This window comes from Arthrobacter sp. J156, assembly GCF_056172865.1.
Window position 1 is genome coordinate 2,453,246 of the sequence record NZ_CM149650.1, and the last position, 22,477, is coordinate 2,475,722.

General features: G+C 73.3%; 21 protein-coding genes. 13 read left to right on the forward strand and 8 right to left on the reverse strand.

Annotated features, from left to right (window positions below):
- Positions 1-56: 56 nt before the first annotated feature.
- From AC0QR5_RS11235 to AC0QR5_RS11260, 6 genes are all read left to right on the forward strand, one after another.
- Positions 57-815 (forward strand): LamB/YcsF family protein, encoded by a 759-nt coding sequence (locus AC0QR5_RS11235; RefSeq protein ID WP_329861071.1) that lies wholly within the window; start codon positions 57-59, stop codon positions 813-815.
- On the forward strand, positions 812-2,758 hold the full coding sequence (locus tag AC0QR5_RS11240; RefSeq protein WP_329861072.1) for a 5-oxoprolinase subunit B/C family protein: 1,947 nt from the start codon (positions 812-814) through the stop codon (positions 2,756-2,758). The genes AC0QR5_RS11235 and AC0QR5_RS11240 overlap by 4 nt, the downstream gene beginning before the upstream one ends.
- Positions 2,755-4,503, forward strand: a complete 1,749-nt coding sequence (locus AC0QR5_RS11245) for an acetyl/propionyl/methylcrotonyl-CoA carboxylase subunit alpha (RefSeq protein ID WP_329861074.1) — start codon at positions 2,755-2,757, stop codon at positions 4,501-4,503. Before AC0QR5_RS11240 ends, AC0QR5_RS11245 begins: the two co-directional genes overlap by 4 nt.
- A gap of 139 nt (positions 4,504-4,642) precedes the next feature.
- Positions 4,643-5,332 (forward strand): GntR family transcriptional regulator, encoded by a 690-nt coding sequence (locus AC0QR5_RS11250; protein ID WP_329861075.1) that lies wholly within the window; start codon positions 4,643-4,645, stop codon positions 5,330-5,332.
- Between the two features lie 671 nt (positions 5,333-6,003).
- On the forward strand, positions 6,004-6,591 hold the full coding sequence (locus tag AC0QR5_RS11255) for an NADPH-dependent FMN reductase (RefSeq protein ID WP_329861076.1): 588 nt from the start codon (positions 6,004-6,006) through the stop codon (positions 6,589-6,591).
- A gap of 67 nt (positions 6,592-6,658) precedes the next feature.
- A complete protein-coding gene (locus AC0QR5_RS11260) occupies positions 6,659-7,153 on the forward strand; it encodes a cupin domain-containing protein (protein WP_329861077.1) in 495 nt (164 codons plus the stop codon).
- A gap of 333 nt (positions 7,154-7,486) precedes the next feature.
- Here AC0QR5_RS11260 and AC0QR5_RS11265 read toward each other — a convergent pair whose 3' ends face one another.
- From AC0QR5_RS11265 to AC0QR5_RS11275, 3 genes are all read right to left on the reverse strand, one after another.
- Entirely contained in the window at positions 7,487-8,341 is an 855-nt protein-coding gene (locus tag AC0QR5_RS11265; protein ID WP_329861079.1) for a putative hydro-lyase, read from the reverse strand.
- 8 nt (positions 8,342-8,349) lie between these two features.
- Positions 8,350-9,567, reverse strand: a complete 1,218-nt coding sequence (locus tag AC0QR5_RS11270) for an NRAMP family divalent metal transporter (protein WP_329861081.1) — start codon at positions 9,565-9,567, stop codon at positions 8,350-8,352.
- Positions 9,568-9,788: 221 nt separating this feature from the next.
- On the reverse strand, positions 9,789-10,082 hold the full coding sequence (locus tag AC0QR5_RS11275; protein ID WP_329861083.1) for a DUF1540 domain-containing protein: 294 nt from the start codon (positions 10,080-10,082) through the stop codon (positions 9,789-9,791).
- A gap of 139 nt (positions 10,083-10,221) precedes the next feature.
- Here AC0QR5_RS11275 and AC0QR5_RS11280 point away from each other — a divergent pair, with 139 nt between their 5' ends.
- On the forward strand, positions 10,222-11,679 hold the full coding sequence (locus tag AC0QR5_RS11280; protein ID WP_329861085.1) for a GuaB1 family IMP dehydrogenase-related protein: 1,458 nt from the start codon (positions 10,222-10,224) through the stop codon (positions 11,677-11,679).
- Positions 11,680-12,039: 360 nt separating this feature from the next.
- Here the strand turns inward: AC0QR5_RS11280 and AC0QR5_RS11285 are convergent, their stop codons facing one another.
- A complete protein-coding gene (locus AC0QR5_RS11285; protein ID WP_329861086.1) occupies positions 12,040-12,534 on the reverse strand; it encodes an Lrp/AsnC family transcriptional regulator in 495 nt (164 codons plus the stop codon).
- A gap of 181 nt (positions 12,535-12,715) precedes the next feature.
- On the opposite strand from AC0QR5_RS11285, the gene ald reads away from it, so the two are divergent.
- Positions 12,716-13,846 (forward strand): alanine dehydrogenase, encoded by a 1,131-nt coding sequence (gene ald / locus AC0QR5_RS11290; protein ID WP_329861087.1) that lies wholly within the window; start codon positions 12,716-12,718, stop codon positions 13,844-13,846.
- Between the two features lie 172 nt (positions 13,847-14,018).
- Here the strand turns inward: ald and AC0QR5_RS11295 are convergent, their stop codons facing one another.
- Entirely contained in the window at positions 14,019-14,801 is a 783-nt protein-coding gene (locus AC0QR5_RS11295) for an ABC transporter permease (RefSeq protein ID WP_329861088.1), read from the reverse strand.
- Entirely contained in the window at positions 14,798-15,535 is a 738-nt protein-coding gene (locus AC0QR5_RS11300) for an ABC transporter ATP-binding protein (RefSeq protein ID WP_329861089.1), read from the reverse strand. Before AC0QR5_RS11300 ends, AC0QR5_RS11295 begins: the two co-directional genes overlap by 4 nt.
- Before the next feature lie 112 nt (positions 15,536-15,647).
- Between AC0QR5_RS11300 and AC0QR5_RS11305 the strand changes: the two genes are divergently transcribed.
- The 3 genes from AC0QR5_RS11305 to AC0QR5_RS11315 are packed head-to-tail and all read left to right on the forward strand — an operon-like array spanning position 15,648 to position 17,957.
- Positions 15,648-16,751 carry a sensor histidine kinase gene (locus AC0QR5_RS11305; protein ID WP_329861090.1) on the forward strand — a complete coding sequence of 368 codons (1,104 nt, stop codon included), beginning with the start codon at positions 15,648-15,650 and terminating at the stop codon, positions 16,749-16,751.
- Positions 16,748-17,470, forward strand: a complete 723-nt coding sequence (locus tag AC0QR5_RS11310) for a response regulator transcription factor (protein ID WP_329861092.1) — start codon at positions 16,748-16,750, stop codon at positions 17,468-17,470. The genes AC0QR5_RS11305 and AC0QR5_RS11310 overlap by 4 nt, the downstream gene beginning before the upstream one ends.
- A gap of 34 nt (positions 17,471-17,504) precedes the next feature.
- Positions 17,505-17,957, forward strand: coding sequence for a DedA family protein (locus AC0QR5_RS11315; protein WP_329861093.1), 453 nt, complete (start codon positions 17,505-17,507; stop codon positions 17,955-17,957).
- Between the two features lie 190 nt (positions 17,958-18,147).
- On the opposite strand, the gene AC0QR5_RS11320 is transcribed toward AC0QR5_RS11315, so the two are convergent.
- Complete coding sequence (locus tag AC0QR5_RS11320) at positions 18,148-19,524, reverse strand: MFS transporter (protein WP_329861094.1); 1,377 nt, start codon at positions 19,522-19,524, stop codon at positions 18,148-18,150.
- Positions 19,525-19,618: 94 nt separating this feature from the next.
- Positions 19,619-20,440, reverse strand: a complete 822-nt coding sequence (locus AC0QR5_RS11325) for an SGNH/GDSL hydrolase family protein (protein WP_329861095.1) — start codon at positions 20,438-20,440, stop codon at positions 19,619-19,621.
- A 99-nt stretch (positions 20,441-20,539) separates the two neighbouring features.
- Here AC0QR5_RS11325 and AC0QR5_RS11330 point away from each other — a divergent pair, with 99 nt between their 5' ends.
- Positions 20,540-21,556, forward strand: a complete 1,017-nt coding sequence (locus AC0QR5_RS11330) for an NmrA family NAD(P)-binding protein (protein WP_329861096.1) — start codon at positions 20,540-20,542, stop codon at positions 21,554-21,556.
- Entirely contained in the window at positions 21,553-22,407 is an 855-nt protein-coding gene (locus AC0QR5_RS11335) for a hypothetical protein (protein WP_329861097.1), read from the forward strand. The genes AC0QR5_RS11330 and AC0QR5_RS11335 overlap by 4 nt, the downstream gene beginning before the upstream one ends.
- Positions 22,408-22,477 lie beyond the last annotated feature (70 nt).

Sequence of the window (22,477 nt, forward strand, 5' to 3'; positions counted from 1 at the left end):
AACAATCCGCGTTTATGGTGCATCCTTGATGAACACCACATGAGACGGAGGTCACTTTGGCAACCATCGATCTGAACAGCGACGTCGGCGAGTCCTTCGGCAGCTGGACCATGGGCGACGACGCGGCGATCTTCCGCTCCGTCTCCAGCGCCAACGTGGCCTGCGGCTTCCACGCCGGGGACCCGTCCGGGATCGCCCAGACCTGCCGCGACGCCGCCGCCGCAGGCATCACGGTCGGCGCGCACGTCGGCTACCGCGACCTCGCCGGCTTCGGCCGCCGCTTCCTGGACTGCTCCCCCACCGAGCTCGCCGACGACGTCCTCTACCAGCTCGGCGCGCTCGAGGCCCTGGCCCGCGCGGCCGGCACGTCGATCAAGTACGTCAAGCCCCACGGCGCCCTCTACAACACCATCGTGACCCACGAGGTCCACGCCCGGGCCGTCGTCGACGCCGTCAAGGCCTTCGGCGCCGAGCTGCCGCTGCTGCTCCTGCCCGGCTCCGTCGCCCTCGCCCAGGCCGAGGCCGCCGGGCTGCGCGCCGTCGCCGAGGCCTTCGCCGACCGCGCCTACACCCCCGCGGGCACCCTCGTCTCGCGCCGCGAGGCCGGCTCCGTCCTCCACGACCCGGAGCTCGTCACCTCCCGCATGGTCCGCCTCGCCACCGACGGCACGCTCGAGGCCGCCGACGGCTCCACGATCCGCGTCGAGGCCGAGAGCATCTGTGTCCACGGCGACACCGCCGGCGCCGTCGCGATGGCCGCCGCGGTCCGCGCGGGCCTGGAGGACGCCGGCGTCGAGATCCGGTCCTTCGCATGAGCGCCCGCACCCTGCGGTGGGCGGGCACCCGCGCGTTCCTGGCCGAGTGCGCCTCCCTCGAGGACGTCGTCGCCCTGCACGCCGCGCTCAGCGCCCGCCCGCTGCCGGGCCAGAAGGAGGTCCTCGCCGCGGCCGAGACCGTCATGGTCGCCTTCGAGACCCGTGAGACCGCCGTGGCTGGCGCCCGCGCCGTCGCCGCCCTGGAGCTCGACGCCGCCGCGTCCGAGGCCGGGCGCACGGTCGAGATCGACGTCGTGTACGACGGCGAGGACCTCGCCGCCGTCGGCGAGATCACCGGGCTCGGGCCCGACGGCGTCGTCAACGCCCACACCTCCACCGCGTGGACGGCCGCGTTCGGCGGCTTCGCCCCGGGCTTCGCGTACCTCGTCGCCGAGAACGACCCCCTGCAGGTCCCGCGCCGCTCCACCCCGCGCACCGCCGTCCCCGCCGGATCGGTCGCCCTCGCGGGCCGCTTCTCCGCCGTCTACCCGCGCCGCTCGCCCGGCGGCTGGCAACTCATCGGCCGCACCGACGCGCCCCTGTGGGACCTCGGGCGCGAGCAGCCCGCCCTCATCCGCCCCGGGGACACGGTGCGCTACCGCCCGGTCCGCGAACTGATCGGGATCCCGGGTACGACGCCGGAGCCTGCCTCCGGCACGGAACCCGCCACCGCGGGCGCGAACCCGGGCGCCGAGGGCGTCGCCGCCACGGCCGCCGACACCCAACGCGCAGCCACCGACACCCACGGCGCGGAGGCCTCCGCGCCCGGCAGCGGCGACCCGGCGGTGGCCACGTCCACACCCCGCGCGCTCGTCGTGGACGACCCGGGGCTGCAGTCGCTCGTCCAGGACCTCGGCCGGCCCGGCCTGGGCGATCTCGGCGTCTCCGCGTCCGGCGCCGCCGACGCCTCCGCCGCCCGCCTGGCCAACCGGCTCGTCGGCAACGCCGCCGGCGAGGCCGTCATCGAGTCCGTCTTCGGCGGCCTGCGCGTCACGGCGCGCGGCCACCACGTCCTGGCCCTCGCCGGGGCCGACGTCGACGCCCTCATCACGGCCCGCCCCGCCAAGGACTCCGGGGCCGCGGGTGACGCCACGGCCGACGCGGCGACCGGCGTCGACGGCTCCGCCGAGACCGCGCTCGAGGCCGCGTCCGGCACCACCTCGCCGGACGCCGGGACCCGCGCGCCGGCCGACCGGCCCGCCCCGCTGCGGACCCCGTTCGCGCTCTACGACGGCGAGACCCTGAGCCTCGACGCCCCGAGCGCCGGTCTGCGCAGCTACCTCGCGGTCCGCGGCGGGCTCGCCCTCGACCCGGTCCTGGGCAGCCGCTCCTCGGACGCGATGTCCGGCGTCGGACCGTCCCCCCTGGCCCCCGGCACCGCCCTGGCCGTGGGCCGCGCGGCGGCGGGCTCCGCCGTCGGAATCGCCGAGGACGCCCCGGCACCCCTGCCCGCCCAGGGGAAGACCACCGAGCTGCGGTTCGTCCCCGGCCCGCGCGACGACTGGTTCGACGCCGCCGGGATCGAGGCGCTCACCGGCCAGGAATGGACGGCGACGAGCCAGTCCAACCGCATCGGCGTCCGCTTCGAGGCCCCCTCCGACGGCCGCCCGCTCAGCCGCTCCCGCGACGGCGAACTCGCGAGCGAGGGAGCCGTCCCCGGCGCGCTGCAGGTCCCGCCGTCGGGGCTGCCCGTCCTGTTCCTCGCCGACCACCCCGTGACCGGCGGCTACCCCGTGGTCGGCGTCGTGGTCCCCGAGGACCTGCCGCTCGCCGCGCAGCTGCCGCCCGGCGCCCACGTCCGCTTCCGGCTCGTCGATCCGGACACGCTCCGGCCCGCCGACGCCGACGGACCCACCGCACGCAACGCCGGAGACCCCGGCACCCAGCCGGCCCCCGCCGGCGCCACCACCCAGCACGCCACCACCGGAGGAAACCAGCCATGAAGAAGGTCCTGATCGCCAACCGCGGCGAGATCGCCGTGCGCGTGGTGCGCGCCTGCGCCGACGCCGGGCTCGGCTCCGTCGCCGTCTACTCGGATCCCGACGCCGACGCCCTGCACGTCCGCCTCGCCGACGAGGCCTACGCGCTCGGCGGCACCGCCTCCTCCGAGTCCTACCTCGACATCGCCAAGCTGCTCGACGCCGCAGCCCGCTCCGGCGCCGACGCCGTGCACCCCGGCTACGGCTTCCTGTCCGAGAACGCCGACTTCGCCCAGGCCGTCCTCGACGCCGGGCTGACGTGGATCGGCCCCACCCCCGACGCGATCCGCGCCCTCGGCAACAAGGTCACCGCCCGCGACATCGCCGTCCGCGCCGGCGCGCCCCTGGTCCCCGGCACCGACGGCCCCGCCGAATCCGCCGCCGAGGTCCGTGCCTTCGCCGAGGAGCACGGGCTGCCCGTGGCCATCAAGGCCGCGTTCGGCGGCGGCGGGCGGGGCCTCAAGGTCGCCCGGCGGCTCGAGGACATCGAGGACTCCTTCGAGTCCGCCGTGCGCGAGGCCACCGTGGCGTTCGGCCGCGGCGAATGCTTCGTCGAGCGCTTCCTCGACAAGCCGCGGCACGTCGAGGCGCAGGTCCTCGCCGACACGCACGGCAACGTCGTGGTCGTGGGCACGCGCGACTGCTCGCTGCAGCGCCGCAACCAGAAGCTCGTCGAGGAGGCCCCCGCGCCGTTCCTCTCCGACGAGCAGCGCGAGCGGATCCACGCCTCCGCGAAGGCCATCTGCCGCGAGGCCGGCTACACCGGCGCCGGCACGGTCGAGTACCTCGTGGCCCCCGACGGGCTGATCAGCTTCCTCGAGGTCAACACGCGCCTGCAGGTGGAGCACCCGGTCTCCGAGGCCACGACCGGAGTGGATCTGGTCCGCGAGCAGTTCCGCATCGCCGCGGGCGAGCCCCTCTCGATCACCGAGGACCCGGCCCCGCGCGGCCACGCGATCGAGTTCCGGCTCAACGCCGAGGACCCCGCCCTGGGCTTCCTGCCCTCTCCCGGGACCGTCGAGGCGTTCGAGGCCCCCACCGGCGCCGGAATCCGCGTGGACACCGGCGTGCGCTCAGGCTCCACCGTCCCCGGCGAATACGACTCGCTGCTCGCCAAGCTCATCGTCTGGGGCGAGGATCGCCAGCAGGCCATCCGCCGCTCCCGCGCCGCCCTCGACGAGCTCGTGATCCGCGGCCTGCCCACCGTGGTCCCGTTCCACCAGGCCGTCCTCGCCCAGGACGCCTTCACCAATCCGGACGCGCTCGGGGTCTACACCACCTGGATCGAAACCGCGTTCGCCGACGACCTCGCCGCCTCCCCCTACCTCGCGGCCTCCGCCCCCGGCGCCGAGCGCAGCGAGCTGACCGTGGAGATCGACGGCAAGGCCGTCCGCCTGGGCCTGCCCGCCCAGCTCTACCAGGCGCTGCTCGGAGGCGGCGGATCCGCGGCCGGGGCTCCCGGCGGCGGGGGCGGCGCCGCCGACGCCTCCTCCAACGGCGAGGTCCTCACCGCGCCCATGAACGGCAACCTCGTCAAATGGGTCGCCGAGGACGGCGCCGAGCTCGCCGCGGGCGACCCCGTCGTGGTCCTCGAGGCCATGAAGATGGAGACCACCGTCTCCGCCCACCGCGCCGGAACCCTGGTGCGCGGCGGGATCGAGCCCGGCACCGGCGTCGTCCGGGGTCAGGAGATCGCGCGGATCGACTGACCCGAGGCGCGTCGTCGCCGCCGGCGTCCCGGCCCTCGCCCGCGGCGCCGTCCCCCACGAAGGGCGCACCGCCGTCGTCCGGGTCCCGGCGCCCACCCCCCGTCACGACCCGACCCCGCAGCCCACTAGATTGGAAGCCATGACCGCCGCGAAGCTCATCGGGAACCTGCCCGACGCCCCCGCCACCCACGCGCACACCGTGGGCTGGGTCGCGGGCGTGCTGCGCGCGCGGATCGCCGAGGGGCAGCTCGTGCCCGGCTCCAAGCTCTCCGAGCAGGCGCTGTCCGAGGCGCTCGGCGTCTCCCGGAACACGCTGCGCGAGTCGTTCACCGTGCTCGCGGGCGACTCCGTGGTCAACCGCATCCCGAACCGCGGCGTGTTCGTCGCCTCGCCCGGGCCCGACGACGTGCGGGAGATCTACCGGGTGCGCCGCATGATCGAGCCCGCCGCCGTGTTGTGGGGCGAGCTCGGCGCGGACGCGCTCGCGGGGATGGAGGAGATCGTCGCCCGCGCCCGCGCCGCGCGGGACGAGGGATTCGTGCCGGGCATGGCCGACGCGAACCAGGCCCTCCACAAGGCCGTCGTGGCGCTGTCCGGGTCCGCGACGCTCGAGGAGCTCATGGAGCGCGTGCTCGCGCAGATGCGGCTCGTGTTCCACGCCATGGCCTCCGCGCCCGACTTCCACACGCACTACGTGGACCGCAATGTGCGGCTCGTGCAGCGGCTGCGCGCCGGCGAGCGCGCCGAGGCCGCCGAGGAGTTGCGCGCGTACCTGGACGCGGCCGAGGCCGAGCTGCTGGGCCACCTCGAGGGCGCCACCCCCGCCTAGCCGCTCCGGGCCCGGGGTCCGGGGTCCGGGGTCCGGATCTTGCACGATGCCGGCCGGGGAAGCCGAATAATCCGCCCTGCAGACCGGCCGTGCGGGCCCCGTCCCTCGCGTTCTCCACCGGCGGGTCGTCATAAGGCCGGCTGCATGCCGTGGCTCCCAAGCATCGTGGGCCTCCGAAACGCGTGGGCAGATCACGCGGACCGGAGGGGCCTCGAATAGCACTATCTGCCCACGCGTTGCGGGCCACGTACGAGATTCCCGCCATGGGCCACCGACGGCCCACGCAGCACGCCCAGCGGCCCACGGGCGCCCTCTTGCTCGGCGCCGGACTCCTCGACCCAGGACTCCTCGGCTCCGGGATTGTCGGCTGCGGGCTTGTCGGCTCCGGGCTTGTGGGCTGCGGGGCCGGCGCCGGATCGCCTGACGGCAACGGGCTGTGTGGGCCCCCGTCCTCCACGCGCTCCGCCGGCGAGACCCGCCCTGCCGCTCGAGATCCTGCCCGCCCACTGAGCAGCCCCTAGCCACGCGCGGACGCCAGTGCTAGCCCAACAAGCCTGCCAAGTCGAAGGGGACAACCCCCTAGCCACGCGCGGACACCGGTGCTAGACAAGTGCCTGTCACACCATCGGACGGACCGGGCGCCCCAACGCTCCCGGCAGAAGGGACACCCCGTGGGAACACACCGCATCGGCTACATCGTCGGCAGCCTCTCCTCCGCCTCCATCAACCGCACGCTCGCCCACGCGCTCATCCGGCTCGCGCCCGCGCAGCTCGAGTTCACCGAAATCCCCATCCGGGACCTGCCCCTCTACAGCCAGGACTACGACGACGACTTCCCCGCCCCGGCGCGCGAGCTCAAGGCCGCGATCGGGGCCTCGGACGGGCTGCTGATCGTCTCGCCCGAGTACAACCGCTCGATTCCCGGCGCGCTCAAGAACGCGATCGACTGGGCCTCCCGCCCCTACGCGACCAACTCGTTCGCGCGCAAGCCGACCGGCATCATCGGGGCCTCGCCGGGCGCGATCGGCACCGCCGTCATGCAGTCCTCCATGCGGGCCGTGCTGAGCTTCCTCAACGCGCCGCAGCTCAATGCCCCCGAGGCCTACGTGAACTTCAAGGCCGAGCACTTCGGCGAGGACGGCAGCGTGTCCGACGAGGGCACGCGCGACTTCCTGCGGCACTACGTGGAGGAGTACGCGGCGTTCGTCGAGCGCGTGCTCTCCGTGACCGCGCCGGGACACATCGGCGACCAGGACTAGCCGATCGGCGGGGAACCGCTCCGGCACCGGCATTCCCCGGGAGATCGAGCACTCCTACCATGGAGCCATGAACGCATCACGGCCCGGTCCGCTCGTCCTGCGGGCCGGCGACGGCGACGTCACGGGTGCGGCCGGAAACCTGGACCGCTACCTGCTGGAAAGCGCGGCCACCAGCGGCCGGATCGCACTGGTGGAGCACACCCTCGGACCCAAGGTCCTGGCAGCGCCCCTCCACCGGCACGGACGGGAGGACGAGTACAGCTTGGTGCTGGCCGGCACGCTCGGCGTCGTCGAGGACGGCGCGGAAGCCACGGCGACCGCCGGTGATCTGGTGTCCAAGCCCCGCGGGCATTGGCACACGTTCTGGAACGAGGGCGACGATGAGCTGCGCGTCCTGGAGATCATCGTCCCGGGCGGGATCGAGGTGCTGTTCCGCCGCCTCGCCGAACCCGGAGGCGAGTACTCGCCCGATTCCCTGCCGGCCCTCGCCGCGGAGTTCGGCGCCGAGGTGGACTTCGAGGCAACCATGGAACTCCTCGAGCGGCACGGTCTGCGGTTCTGAGCGAACCGGCGGCCGGGCCTCTTCCGGCCTCCTCGGGCGGGCGCCTCCTGCCCGCCTCGGATGGCTCTCCGGTGTCGCATCGCTCTGAGGCGCCCAGCGTGGCCCGACCCGGAAAGGGATCTTGCGGGACCACGTGCGTCGCGGGCAATCCCGGTGGAGGCAACCCCGGGGATGGACGGCGTTGCAGGACAAGAGTGGGACGGGAGATGCGGCGGCGGACTCCATCGATGGGTCCGCCGCCGCACCGCGGCGCAGGTCTTGGGGATTCCTGCGCCGCCCTTGCGACGGCAGATCCTTGGGGTGGTCCGCCGCCGCATCGCGGTGCCCGGGGCGCTACGGGATCAGGTATTCGCTGTCCCGCGCATCGGTGATGAGCATGTGTCCCGGCGCGTGGCCGATGGCCAACGGCGGACGGGACTCCATGACGGCGGCCTGGGGGGTGACGCCGCAAGCCCAAAACACCGGAAGGTGGCCCTCGGGGATGTCCACCGCGTCGCCGAAATCGGGACGGGACAGGTCCCGGATCCCGATCTCGGACGGATTGCCGACGTGCACGGGGGCGCCGTGCACGGCCGGGTAGCGTGAGGTGATGCGGACCGCGTCGGCGACCTGCGACGCCGGGAACGGCCGCATCGAGACGACCATCGGCCCCGACATCGACCCCGCCGGCTCGCAGCGGACGCTGGTCCGGTACATCGGGACGTTGACGCCCTGGTCGATGTGCGCGATCGGCAGGCCAGCATCGGCCAGCGCGGTCTCGAAGGTGAACGAGCAGCCCACGATGAACGTGACGAGGTCGTCCCGCCAGTACGGCGTGATGTCCGTGGATTCCGCGACGGGCCGGCCGTCCTCGTAGACCACGTACTTCGGAACGTCCGTGCGGATGTCCCCGCCGGCCAGGAGCGGCCCCGTGGTCTGCCCCGCGTCCAGGACGCCGAGGATCGGGCACGGCTTGGGGTTGCGCTGGGCGAAGAGCAGGACGTCGAACGCCTGCGCCTTCGGGACGATGATCAGGTTCGCCTGCGCGTAGCCGCGGGAGATGCCCGCCGTGGGGAGCACGAGCCCTGCGCGGAACCGCGCCCGGGCCTCGGCGGGCGTGAGTCCCGCGAACTCCCGGGGGCCGGGGAGGACGACGCCGGAGCCGTCCTCCCGTGCCTGCCCCGCCATCGCGGTCCGTGCCTGGTTCATGGCGTGTCCTAGGCCCAGAGCTTGGCGAGGCCGGCCAGCGAGTTGGCGCCGAGGTAGAGGGTCAGGAGCCAGGACGCGACGCCGATCAGCAGGAGCCACTTCGGGTAGACGTAGCCGTGGAGCAGGTCGCGGCGCCGCCAGGCGACCCAGAGCAGGACGCCGAAGCCGACGGGCAGGATGAGCCCGTTGAACGCGCCGGCGAAGATCAGCAGGGTCTGCGGGGCCTGCCCGATCAGGAGGTAGATACCTGCGCAGGCGGCGATGAAGACGACCGTGATGAGGTTGCGCTTGCGGGCCGCGGTGGTGCTCTTGGTGACGAAGGAGACCGAGGTGTAGGCGGCGCCGATCACGGACGTGAGGGCGGCGGCCCACAGCACGATGCCGAACATGCGCACGCCGATCTCGCCGGCCGCGTGCCCGAAGGCCTCGGCGGCCAAGTTGTCGCTCGTCAGGGCCACGCCGCCGGCGACGACGCCGAAGATGGCGAGGAAGAGCAGGACGCGCATGACGCCGGTGACGATGATGCCCAGGACGGAGCTGCGGCTGATGTGCTTGACGTTCTCCTCGCCCTTGACGCCGGAGTCGATCATGCGGTGCGCGCCGGCGTAGGTGATGTAGCCGCCGACGGTTCCGCCGATGAGGGTGGTGATGACGAGGAAGTCGATCTGCTCGGGCAGCACGGTGTTCTTCAGCGCCTCGCCGACGGGCGGGGCGGCGACGATCGCCACGTAGAGCATGAGCAGGATCATGACGGCGCCGAGGAGGACGACGATGCGGTCCAGGGCCATGCCGGCCTTCTTCGAGAGGAAGATGAGGATCGCGACGGCGGCGGAGATGGCACCGCCGATCTTCGGATCGAGGCCGAGCATGGCGTTCATGCCGAGGCCGGTGCCGGCGATGTTGCCGATGTTGAAGACGACGCCGCCGATGAAGACGAGGCCCGCGAGGAACCATCCGACGCCGGGGAAGACCTTGTTGCCGAGCTCCTGGGCGCGGGAGCCGGAGATGCCGATGACGCGCCAGACGTTCAGCTGCACGGCGATGTCGACGAGGATCGAGACGAGGATCGCGAACGCGAACGCGGCGCCGAGCTGGACCGTGAAGACGGTGGTCTGGGTGATGAAGCCGGGGCCGATGGCGCTCGTCGCCATGAGGAACATCGCGCCGAGCAGCGCTGTCCGGCGGGCTCCCGAGCCAAGTTTCTGGGGCGTGCCTACTTCTGCCATTTTTCCATCCAGGGAGTGCGGGTGACCTTGGTCACAAGTGAACGATGGTGAGAACACTACAGGTTGTTCAACAATCCGCGCAAGAGATTGTTCAACAAAACTTCGGCCGACTGTCCGTCCGCTCCCCGGGACCCGCCCCGGTTCTGCCCGGAACGCAAGCGCGGCCCCGGCGTCGTCATCCCAGGGAGTACGACGCCGGGGCCGCGCCCGTGCGCGGGGGTTCAGACCGCGTGCTTGTAGGTCAGGCAGTCCGCGTTGTCGGCGCCGGGACCCACGTGGACCTCGGAGGCCGAGCACATCAGGTGGTCGTTGTGCACGCACTCCTCGCGCTGGCAGGCGCCGACCGAGGCCAGGACCTTCGGCAGGCCGCCGTGCGTGCCGGTGTCGACGAACGTCGCGCACTGGGCGTGGTCGCTCGTGCCGCCGATCGTGATGCCGGCCGCCCCGCAGTGGGAGTGGTCGTTGAAGGAGCAGTTCGCCACGGCGCAATCCGTGACGGGGACGGTGACGGTCATGATGCTTCTCCTCATGCCATCGGCCCGGCCGGTGCGGGCCGCTGATTCCACGGTACGCCCGATTGCCCCGGCCTAATTAGTGCTGATTTCGGCACCGAATCGGCTGTGGCGGACCTTGCCGGACGCTAGCCTGAGAGGCGTGAAGTTCCTCAACGACGCCTCCGCCCCGTACGACCTCACCTACAACGACGTCTTTATGGTGCCCTCCCGCTCCTCCGTGACCTCCCGCATGGACGTGGACCTCACCACGCCCGACGCCGTCGGCACCACGCTGCCGCTCGTCGTCTCCAACATGACCGCCGTCGCCGGCCGCCGCATGGCCGAGACCGTGGCCCGGCGCGGCGGGATCGCGATCCTGCCCCAGGACATCACGCCCGCCGCCGTCCAGGACATGGTCGGCCAGGTCAAGCGCGCCCACTCCGTCTTCGAGACGCCGATCACCGTGCAGGTCGACGACGCCGTCGCCACCGCGCTGTCCCTGCTCGGCAAGCGCTCCCACGGGGCCGCGGTGGTGCTCGACGGCGAGCGCGTCGTGGGCATCGTGACCGAGAAGGACTGCACCGACGTCGACCGCTTCGCCCGGATTTCCGAGGTCATGTCCGCCGACCCCGTGACCGTGGGCCCGGACGCCGACCTCGACGCCGCCTTCACCCTGCTCGGCACCCACCACGTCGGCGTCGTCCCCGTCCTGGACTCCGGGCGCCTGGCCGGCGTGCTGACCCGGCAGGGCGTGCTGCGCTCCTCCATCTACACGCCCGCGCTGGACCCGCAGGGGCGGCTCATGGTGGGCGGCGCCGTCGGGATCAACGGCGACGTGCGCGCCAAGACCACCTCGCTGCTCGAGGCCGGGGTCGACGTGCTCGTCGTCGACACCGCCCACGGGCACCAGGACAAGATGCTCGACGCCCTGCCGCTCGCCGCCGCCGCGCGGGACGCGTTCGGCGACACGACGGGCCGGCGGATCCCGCTCGCCGCGGGCAACATCGTCTCCGCCTCCGGCGCCGCCGAGCTCTCCGCCGCCGGCGCGGACATCCTCAAGGTCGGCGTCGGCCCGGGCGCCATGTGCACGACGCGGATGATGACCGGCGTCGGGCGCCCGCAGTTCTCCGCCGTCCTCGAATGCGCCGACGCCGCGCGGGATTCCGGCGCCGAGGTGTGGGCCGACGGCGGCGTGAAGTACCCGCGCGACGTCGCCCTCGCGCTCGCCGCGGGCGCCGCCTCCGTCATGGTGGGCTCCTGGTTCGCCGGGACCTACGAGTCGGCCGGGGACCTCATGCGGGATCCGGACGGGAAGCTGTATAAGGAGAGCTTCGGCATGGCCTCGGCGCGCGCCGTGCGGAACCGGACCAAGGACCAGTCCGCGTTCGACCGCGCCCGGTCCGCGCTCTTCGAGGAGGGGATCTCCTCCTCGCGGATGTACCTGGACCCGGCGCGGCCGGGCGTGGAGGACCTGATCGACTCGATCGTCGCCGGCGTGCGCTCCTCCTTCACCTATGCGGGCGCGCGCTCGATCGGCGAGTTCCGCAAGCGCGCCGTCGTCGGCATCCAGTCCAGCGCCGGCTACGAGGAGGGACGCGCCCGCGACACGTCCTGGTAGGCGGGCCGCCGCGGACCAAGGGACGCGGCGCCCGGCGCCCCGCGAGCGGCAGACGGGCCGCAGCACGGCCGGCGTCCGGAGAACAGGAGACGAATCACGCCGCCGCCCAGTTCACGTCAACTGGGCGAGCCCACGGGCACCCATGCGCCCACTTCACGTCAACTGGGCGACCCCACGCGTGCCCATGCGCCCACTTCACGAAGCGCCGGCGAGGCCACGGGGCGTTGCCGACTTCACGGGGTACACCCCGTGAAGTCGAATACAGCCGACTGTCTCGCCGAGACGACGTGAAGTGGGCATCCGATGACGCGGCAGGAACCCGTCGGGCCGCCAGCTCGGCGTCGGGAATGACGGGCGGGCTCAGACCCAGGGCACCAGGCCCTGGGAGTGCTCGAAGACGAGCGAGGTCTGGGTCGAGGCGACCGCCGGGTTGGCGGAGAGGTTGTCCAGGACGAACTGCCGCACGTCGTTGGAGTCCTTGACGGCGACGTGAATGAGGAAGTCGTCCGTGCCGCCGAGGAAGAACAGCTGGGTCACGCCGGGCTTCGCGCGGATCTCCTCCGCGAAGGTCGACATGAGGTGCCGCGCGCCGGCCCGGATCCTCACGAAGATCAGGGCCTCGAGCGCGTGGCCCAGGACCTCGGGGTCGACGTCCACCGTGAAGCGGCGGATCACGCCCGCCTCGCGCAGGGCGTTCAGGCGGGCCAGGCACGTGGACGGGGCGATCCCGAGCTCGGCCGCGAGCGAGTTGTTGGTGCGCCGCGCGTTCTCCGTGAGCATGCGCAGCAGCCCCCGGTCGACGTCGTCCAGCTCCACCGGCCGCCGCCTCCGAAGATCTTTCGACGTGGCCGCCATCACAGTCTCCCGTCGCCGCTGGGAATCATCGATTTCCCGATCTGGGCCGCAAGAAATACGGCGTAACACCAACGTTACCGCAGAAAACCCTACCCTTGATGCACAGCACCGGAGGCGGCGCGACCGGGGAGGCCCCGGCGTCGTACCCCTCCCCCAGACCCCCAGCGCACCAGGAGAAGCCATGATCATCGGCGTCCCGAAGGAAATCAAGAACAACGAGTTCCGCGTGGCCATCACCCCGGCCGGCGTCTCCGAGTTCACCGCCCGCGGCCACGAGGTCGTCATCGAAACCGGCGCCGGCGTGGGCTCCGGCATCCCCGACGAGCTCTACGTCGAGGCCGGTGCCCGCATCGCCGACGACGCGGACTCCACCTGGACCGGCGCCGACATGGTGCTCAAGGTCAAGGAGCCCATCGCCGCCGAATACCACCGCATGCAGGCCGGGCAGGTCCTCTTCACCTACCTGCACCTCGCCGCCTCCCGCGAGTGCACCGAGGCCATCGTCGCCGCCGGCAGCACCGCGATCGCCTACGAGACCGTCACCGCCGGCCGCTCCCTGCCGCTGCTCGCACCGATGTCCGAGGTCGCCGGGCGCCTCGCCGCCCAGGTCGGCGCCTACCAGCTGCAGCAGCCCAACGGCGGCGCGGGGATCCTCATGGGGGGCGTCCCCGGAACGCGGCCGGCCAAGGTCGTGGTGATCGGCGGCGGCGTGGCCGGCGAGAACGCCGCGGTGATCGCCGCGGGCATGGGCGCCGACGTCACGATCATCGACATCAACCTGGGCCGGCTCAAGGAGATCGACACCGCCCACTCCGGCCGCATCAAGACCCTGGCCTCCTCGAAGTTCACGATCGCCGCCGAGGTCGCCGCCGCCGACCTGGTGATCGGCTCCGTGCTGATCCCCGGCGCCGCCGCGCCGAAGCTCGTCACGAAGGACATGGTGGCGCAGATGCGTCCCGGCTCCGTACTCGTGGACATCGCGATCGACCAGGGCGGCTGCTTCGAGGGCTCCCGACCCACGACCCACGCCGAGCCGACCTTCAGGGTCCACGACGCCGTCTACTACTGCGTCGCGAACATGCCCGGCGCCGTCCCGCAGACCTCCACGGCGGCCCTGACCAACGCCACCCTGCCCTACGCGCTGCGGATCGCCGACAAGGGCTGGCGCCGCGCCCTGGCCGAGGACGCGGGCCTGGCGGCGGGCCTGAACGTCCACGCCGGCCGGGTCACGCTGGCCTCCGTGGCCGGGGAGTTCGGGCTCGAGCACGTCGAGACGAGCGCCGTGCTCGAGGACGCGAGCTTCGCGATCTGAGCGCCTGCGTTTCTTCCCATTTCTCGAGCGCCGGGGCCGGCGAGTCTGGACGACTCGCCGGCCCCGGCGGCATTTCCGGCAGGAGAAGTGGGCAGGTCTTGACGCGGTGCGGGCCGGCGGCGTTTCCGAAGCGGCGGGCACGGGGCGTGGGTCGCTGCGGCGCCGGCCGGAATCAGTCCCAGCGGAATGCGACGGCCGCGATGACGCCGCCCGCGATGACCGCGAGTCCCAGCGCCGCGAGGTGCTGCAGCTCGACGGCGGCACCCGCCCACGCCGCGGACAGCGCCTGCACGCCCGCCCCGAAGGGCAGCCACTCCCCGACGGCCGCGACGCCCTCCGGCAAGGTGTGGCTCCCGCCGAACAGCCCGCCCAGCGCGCCGAGGGCGAGGAACAGCACCAGGCCGATCGCGACCGCGGAGTTCGGGGTCGGGGCGAGCGCCGCGACGATCATCCCCACGGCGTAGAGCGCGGCCATGGACAGGGCCACGACCCCGAGCGCTGCGAGGGGGCGGACCGGCGGGTTCGCGCCGAGGGCCAGCAGCGCCACGCCGAACGCGAGGGCCATGCCGAGGACGGCCTGCGCGACGCTGACGACCGCCTGCGCCACGAGCACCATGGCCGGGGACGCCGGCGTGACGGACAAGCGCCGCAGGATCCCCGTCCTGCGGTAGTAGGCCAGAAAGCTCGGCATGTTGATGATGCCGATGCTGGCGATGACCAGGACGACGACGAGCGGCAGCACGAAGAGGTCCAGCGCGGTCAGCCCGTTCTCGAACACCACCTCGCCCGCCGATCCGGCGCTCATCACGAGGATGAGCAGCGGCAGGCCCAGCGGCACGATCAGCCCGGCCGTGTCGCGGGCCACCATCTTCGCCTCGCAGGCCACCAGGACCGCCCACGACCGGGGCCCGGGGCGGTGGACGCGGTCCATCCGCGTCGCGGCTGCTTCACTCATGTCATCTCCTCCAGTCCCCTTCCCGTCATCGACAGGAAGGCGTCGTCCAGGTCCGCGGCGCCCGTGCGCCGGATGAGCCCGTCGGCCGTGTCCACGGCGAGGACGCGGCCGACGTCGAGGACGGCGATCCGTCCGCAGAGCCGCTGCACCTCGTCCATTGCGTGGCTGACCAGCAGGATCGTGGTGCCCTCGTCCCGCATGGCTTCCACCGCGGCCCAGACCTGGCGGCGGGCCCGCGGATCCAGGCCCGTGGTCAGCTCGTCGAGGATCACGACGCGCGGCCGGCCGGCGAGCGCGAGCGCGATGGACAGGCGCTGCTGCTGGCCGCCGGAGAGCTTCTCGAAGCGCACCGCCCCCTGCCCGGCGAGCCCCACGAGCTCCAGCAGCTCGCCGGCCGGACGCGGCGCGGCGTAGAAGCTCCGGTAGAGCCGTACGAGCTCGTCCACCGTCAGGGCGTGGTGCAGGTAGGCCTCTTGGAGCTGCACGCCGAGCAGCCCGCGCAGCCGGGCGCGGTCGCGGCGCGCGTCGAGCCCGAACACCGAGGCGCTGCCCCGGTCCGGGACGCGCAGGCCAGCGATCATCTCCACCGTGGTGGTCTTGCCCGAGCCGTTGGCACCGACGATCCCGAAGACCTCTCCCGCCTCGACCCGCAGGCTCACGTCCTCCACCGCCGTGCGGCCGCGGTAGGCCTTTCCCAGGTGTTCGGCGAGGATCGCCGGCGTCGTCGTCTTCATGTCCCCGACGCTACGGGCCCGCCCCCGCCCCGCGCCCGTGCCGATCGTCGCCGCCTGCGGCCATGACTTCCGGCACCTGTCCCGGCCCCGGGGGCCACCCTAGAGTGGTGCCATGCGACGACTGGATACCGAGATGTGGGCCGGCATCGCGATGCTCGTGGTCTCCGTGGCCGTCGCGGGGCCCGTGCTGTTCGGCGTCGTCGACGCCACCCTGCCCCGCCCCTGGTGGATCGCGGCCCTCGTCCTGTTCTTCGCCGGGCTCATGACCGCGTTCGCGGGCACCCGGGCGGTGCTGCGGCACGCGGGGTTCGGCGCCGCCGTCGTCTGCTCCTGGATCGTCGTCGGCACGACGGCGGCCTCCGGGCTGCTGCCCGTCCTCCTCGTGGTCACCGCCGCCTCGAGCGTCTACCTCATGCCGCTCGCCGCGGGCGCCGGGATCGTGCTCGCGAACACGGCCTTCCTCGCGCTCGTCTACTGGCCCGTCGCCGGCTCCACGGCCGAGGCCGCCATCAGCGTGGGCTTCTACCTGCTCATCCAGTCCGCCTCGATGCTCAGCTCGGCGACGCTGCTGAAGGAACAGCGGATGCGGCGGGAGCTGACCGAGGCGCACGTGGAGCTGCGCGCCGCCTCCGTGCTGCTGGCCGAATCCGCCCGGACCACCGAGCGCCTGCGGATCTCGCGCGAGCTGCACGACCTGATCGGGCATCAGCTCACGGTCCTCGCCCTCGAGCTCGAGACGGCAACTCACCTGGACGGGCCGCGGTCGCGGGAACACGTCGAACGCGCCAACGGCGTGGCCCGGGCCCTGCTGCGCGATGTCCGGGGAACCGTCGGCCAGCTCCGCGGCGAACCGCCGGACCTCGCCGCCGCGCTCCGCGAGGTCGTGCGCGAACTGCCCGGGCTCGAGGTCTCCCTCCACGTCGAGGACGGCATCGGCGCGGGCGAAGCCGAGGCGGGGGCCCTGGTCCGCGCCGTCCAGGAGATCGTCACCAACACCTTGCGGCACGCCGGCGCGACGACCCTGCGGATGAGCGTGGCCACCGGCCCCGACGGCGCGCTGGTGCTCAGCGCCCGGGACAACGGCCGCGGCGCCGTGGAACCCGTGCCCGGCAACGGCCTGAGCGGGCTCCGCGAGCGCTTCGAGTCCCTCGGCGGCGGGCTCGCCGTCGACGGCCGGGACGGTTTCAGCGTCACCGCGCGGGTCCCGGCGCCGTGAGCGGGCCGGACACCTCCGATCGCGGAACGGGCCCGGCCCGGCAGGGCGCCGTCGCGGCCGGTCCGGACGCCCGCGCGATCCGCGTCGTGGTGGTCGACGACCAGACCCTCGTCCGCCAGGGCATCCGGAACCTGCTGGAGATCGCGGGCTTCGACGTCGTCGGGGAGGCCGGGGACGGGGCGGAGGCGATCGCGGAGATCGAGCGCTCGGCGCCGGACGTCGTGCTCCTGGACCTGCGGATGCCGCGGTTCGACGGGATCTGGGCCCTGGGCGAACTGGCCGCGCGCGGCTCGGCGGTGCCGGTGCTCGTCCTGACGACGTTCGACGACGATTCCCTCCTCCTGCGCGCGCTCAAGGGCGGGGCGCGCGGATACCTGCTCAAGGACGTCACGCTCGATCAGCTCTCCCATGCGGTGCGCACCCTCGCCGCGGGCGGAACGCTCGTCGCCCCTTCCCTCACGGACCGCCTGCTGCGCGCCATCCGCTCCGATGCCGCCGGCGCGGACGACTCCCTGCCCGCCGCCCAGGAGCTCACGTCGCGCGAGCTCGAGGTCCTCCGGCTTGTGGCCGAGGGCTGCAGCAACCGGGAGATCTCCGAGGGCCTGTTCCTCGCCGAGGGGACCGTGAAGAACCACGTCTCCGCGATCCTGCTCAAGCTCGGCGCCCGCGACCGGACCCAGGCCGTGCTCCGCGCGCTGCGGGAGGGCGTGCTGCCGTAGCCCGCCACCGGCCGCGCGACGGTAGGCTGATGCGGTGGATTGGCTTCGCGACGCCCCGTTCGGCTGGGCCTACCTCTTCCTCTTCGCGATCGCGATGGCCCGCGCCAACACGACGTACTGGATCGGGCGCGGCGTGGCCGCCGGCGTCCGGCACTCGCGGTTCGAGCACTTCCTCGAGGGCCCCATCTACCGGCGGGCCCAGCGCTTTATGGCCCGCTGGGGCGTCCTCGCCGTCCCGTTGTCCTTCCTCACGGTCGGGATCCAGACCGCCGTCAACGGCAGCGCCGGCGTCTCGAAGATGCCGCTGGCGCGCTACCTGCCCGCCGTCACGGCCGGCTGCCTGCTCTGGGCGCTCGTCTACTCGACGGTCGGGATGGCCGTGATCTACGCGTGGATCGCGCTCGGCTGGCAGTGGATCCTCGTTGCCGCCATCCTCGTGGCCGCCGGAACGCTCCTCTGGATCCGCCACCGCCGCCGCGCCGACTGACTCCCGTCTCGCGTTCACCCAGTTCACGTCGACTGGGCGAATGCATGGGGTCTACCCCATGAAGTCGCACCGCGCCGGCTGTCTCGCCCACAAGACGTGAAGTGGGCACCGATGCGCGGGGATGGTTTTTTGGCTGAGGCCACGGGCTGACGACGGACGACGGCCCACGGTCCATGCCTACGAACTCGGCCTACGGCACCGACTTGATCTTGTAGACCAGGGCGGCGGCGCTGAGCCCGATGACCGCCGCGATCACGAACAGTGCCGTGTACCCTCCGAGGAACTTCACCGACAGGAACGCGAGCACGGGTGCGACGACCTGCGGCAGCGCGGCGGCGATGTTGATGACGCCCATGTCCTTTCCGCGCGCCGCGGCGGACGGCAGCACCTGGGTGAGCAGGGCGAAGTCCACGGCCAGGTACGCGCCGAAGCCGATCCCCAGCACGGTGGCCCCGGCGATCGCGCCCGGCCACACGGGGAAGAACGCCATGATCAGCGCCGCGCACGCGATGACGGCGGAGGACCCGGCGACGAACACGCGCCGCTTGCCCGCCTTGTCCGACCACCGCCCCGCGACCACGGTGGTGGCGATGACCATGAACGCGTACAGCCCCGTGAGGATCAGCACGCCGCCGGCCGGGTCCGGGTGCTCGATGACGTCGGTCAGGAAGAACAGCAGGTACACGATGGTCAGCTGGTTGCCCACGAACATCAGGAAGCGGGTCAGCCACGCCCAGCCGAAGTCGGGGTAGCGGGCGGGGTTGATCCAGAAGGAGCGCAGGAACGCCCCGAACCGGAAGGGCTCCCGCAGCGCGCGCGGCAGCACGGGGTCGTCGGAGTGGAACAGGTACGGCACCACGGACAGGAGCAGCGCCCCGGCGCAGAGCCAGTAGCCGAACGCCACGTTCCCGAAGATCACGAACCCCACCACGGAGCCGCCGAGGATGCCCACCGTCTGCCCGAGCGCGGCGAGCCCGCCGACCTGGCCGCGCTGGTCCACGGGCACGCGGTCCGGGACGGCGGCGGTGATGGTCGAGTAGGCGGCGTTCGCGCCGGCCTGGACGAGGCACCAGCCGAGCAGGAGGAGGGCGATCGTCGTCGCGCCCGAGAGCAGCAGCAGCGCGGCGCTGCCGAGGATCGCCCCGCCCAGGATCCAGGGCGAGCGGCGGCCGAGCTTCGACGTCGTCCGGTCCGAGAGCGCCCCGGTGAGCGGGTTCATGACGAGGGACACGGCGGCCCCGCACCCCGTGACGAGGGAGAGGATCGCCTCCTTGTTCAGCTCGTCGATCGCCGTGGCCTGCAGGCCGATGAGGATGTTGATGGGCGCGAAGAACGCCACGTTGATCCCGACGTTGACCAGGACGACGCCGGTCACCCACCGGGCGCGGACGCGTCGCCGGGGTTCGGCGAGGGCCTCGTGGACGACGGCGGTGCCGGGGCCCGCGGGCGTGCCGGCGCCTCCCGGGACCGCTCCCTCGGGGACGGTTCCCTCCGGCGCGCCGCCCGAGCCGCCCGGGCCGCCGGCCGGTCCGCCGCCCGGTCCCCCGGGCTCCCCGGTCCCGCTCATGAGAGGAACGCCTGGAACGCCCCGGCGCCCACGCTCAGGACGAGGGCGGCCGCCATCAGCAGGACGAGGGGCTTGCGGAGTCTGCGCATCGTGTTCATGATGCGTTCATCGTAAGCCGTTGACGCTTCCTGTGGAGTCTCTTGAGTCCGTCGGCGGGACGCACGGGATCGGGCCAGCGCGGCTGCAGCGCGTCGCCGAGCGTGATGCCGCGCAGCTTCCGCCCGAACATGGGCAGCACCCACTGCCGCATCCACTCGGCGTCGCGCACCACGGCGTCCCGCAGTCCCGGGCGCTCGCGCGGCCCGAACGGCTCGAACACCAGCTGGTGGCGCACGCCGAGCAGGTTCAGCACCTGGATGGCCATGTAGCGGTGGCCGGCCCGGTTCATGTGCAGCTTGTCCGTGTCCCACAGCCGCCGGTCCTGGTAGGCGTCCCACGTCCAGTAGTCCACGAGCTCCACGCCGTCGCCGGCGTGCTCGGCGGCGAGCTCGCGGACGCGCTGGTTGAAGATCCAGTTGCGGTGCTTCATCGGCTCCAGGATCGGGTGCACGGGGACGTCGAAGCCCGTGAAGAGCAGCACGCGGGCGCCGGAGGACGCGAGCCGCCGCACGGCCGCCGTGTAGTTGTCCAGGAGGCGGCCCATGTCCTGGCGGACCTCCATGATGTCGTTCCCGCCGGCGTAGAAGGTGATGACGGAGGGCTCCATCGCGAGCGCGGGCTCCACCTGCTCCTGCACGATCCGGCCCAGGCGCCGGCTGCGCACGGCGAGGTTGGCGTAGCGCCAGGCGGGGTCGTCCTTGGAGAGCTGCTTGGCGACGCGGTCCGCCCAGCCGCGCACCCCGTTGGGCAGGCGCGGATCCCAGTCGCCCACGCCCTCGGTGAAGGAGTCGCCGATGGCGACGAACAGGCCGGACATGGCCCCACTGTGGCACCCGGCGCCGAGCGGCGGGCGACGGCCGGGCGAACGCGGCGTGAACGCGTGGTGCCGGCCCGCGCCCCGGCGTACGGTGGGGTCATGGAGACACACGACGACGCCGGAGCGGGGCCCGTCATCGCCGTCGCCGGGGCCACGGGGCACGTCGGCGGGGAGGCCGCGCGGCTGCTCGCGGGGCTCGCATCGGGCGGGGCATCCGGCGCAGTGTCCGGCAAGGCGTCCGGCGCCGCGCCCGAAAGAGGGCACGACGCCGGGGCCGCAACCGGGCGCGCGCCCTTCCGCCTGCGGGTCCTCGCCCGGGATCCCGCGCGGACCGCCGCCGTGGCACGCAGGCTCGGCCCGGGCGTCGTACCCCTCACCGCCGCCTACGGCGACCCGGACGCCGCGCGCGCCGCCCTCGAGGGGACCGACGTGCTGTTCATGGTCTCGGCCGCGGAATCGGCGCACCGGCTCGAGGAGCACGCGGCGTTCATCGGGGCCGCGGCCGACGCGGGCGTGCGGCACGTCGTCTACACGTCGTTCTTCGAGGCCTCGCCGACGGCCGTCTTCACCCTCGCGCGGGACCACTTCGCGACCGAGGAGCTGCTGCGCGCCGCCGGCCCCGCCTGGACGTTCCTGCGCGACAACTTCTACCTCGACGTCTTCGCCCACTTCGCCGACGCCGACGGCGTGATCCGCGGGCCCGCCGACGACGGCCGCGTCTCCGCCGTGGCGCGGCGCGACGTCGCCGCGTGCGCCGCCGTCGTCCTCGCCGGGGCCGCCGCGGACCTGGCCGTGGGGCGCGACTGCGCCCACGCGGGACGCCGCTACGAGCTCACCGGACCCGAGGCGCTCACCCTGGGAGAGGTCGCGGCCGCGCTCGCCGCCGCCACCGGGCGGCCCCACCGCTTCGAGCAGGAGACCGTCGCCGCCGCCTACGCCTCGAGGGAGCCCTACGGCGCCGAGCCCTGGCAGCTCGACGCCTGGGTCAGCACCTATACGGCCATCGCCTCCGGCGAGCTGGCGCGCACCACGGGCGACGTCGAGGCCCTCACCGGCCGGCCCGCGACGAGCCTCGCGGCGCTGCTGCGCGACGGCGGGGGCACACCGGTAGCGTGAGCAGCGTGCACGAATCCGCCCCCGCCCCGCGGCCCGCCCCGCGCACCGCCTGGGCTCCCCGCCACCGCGGGCTCAAGCTCGCCCACCACCTCGTGCCGGCGTTCGTCGTGATCGCCGTGCTGCTGGGCCTCGGCGCCGCGTCCGTCGCCGCCGGCAAGCCGCTGCTCGCCGCACCGATGGCGGCCCTGGCCTTCGGCGTGGGCCGGGCCGTGCTGCACGAGTTCCGCCGCGGCGAGGACTGGGCGGCGCCCACCGGGGCCGACGTCGAGACCTCCTCGGGGCCGCGCGCCGCCACATGGTTCCCCTCCTCCCCCGTCTCGCTGGCCGGCGGCGCGGTGACGGTCGGCGTCGCGGTCGTCACGGTCGTCGGGGCGATCGCGACCGAGGCCAAGACCGTCCTGCTCGGCGACGGCGGAGCGCGCGTGCTCACGGCGACGGCCGCCGCGGGGCTGCTCGTCGTGGGGTTCCTCGTGCTCCGCGAGGGCCTGCGGATGCTGCGGCTCGCCGCGTCCGGGCAGGCGCCCGGGGTGTACCTCACGCGGAGCCGGATCGTGGTGGTGGACCGGCGCGGGCACCACGAGGCCTATTGGAAGGACGTCGTGTCCGTCGTGGCGCGCGATCCCCGCGGGCGCAAACCGCTGGGCGACCGCGGGCCGGCGCTCATCGAGGTCCACACGCGCGCCTCGGAGGCGGGTCGCAGGACGAGGCCCCTGATCGTGGACGTCCAGGAGCTCGACGCCGATCCCGGCCTGCTCCTGCGGACCCTCGGGCACTACGCGGCCCACGCGGCGGACCGCCCGGAACTCGGCACGGAGAAGGCCCTGTCCCGCCTCGACTCCCCCACCCCCTGATCCCGCGTCACGATCCACCCACGCGTCGTGACGAGTTCGGCGTCAGGACGATTCCCCGGATCGTGAGGCG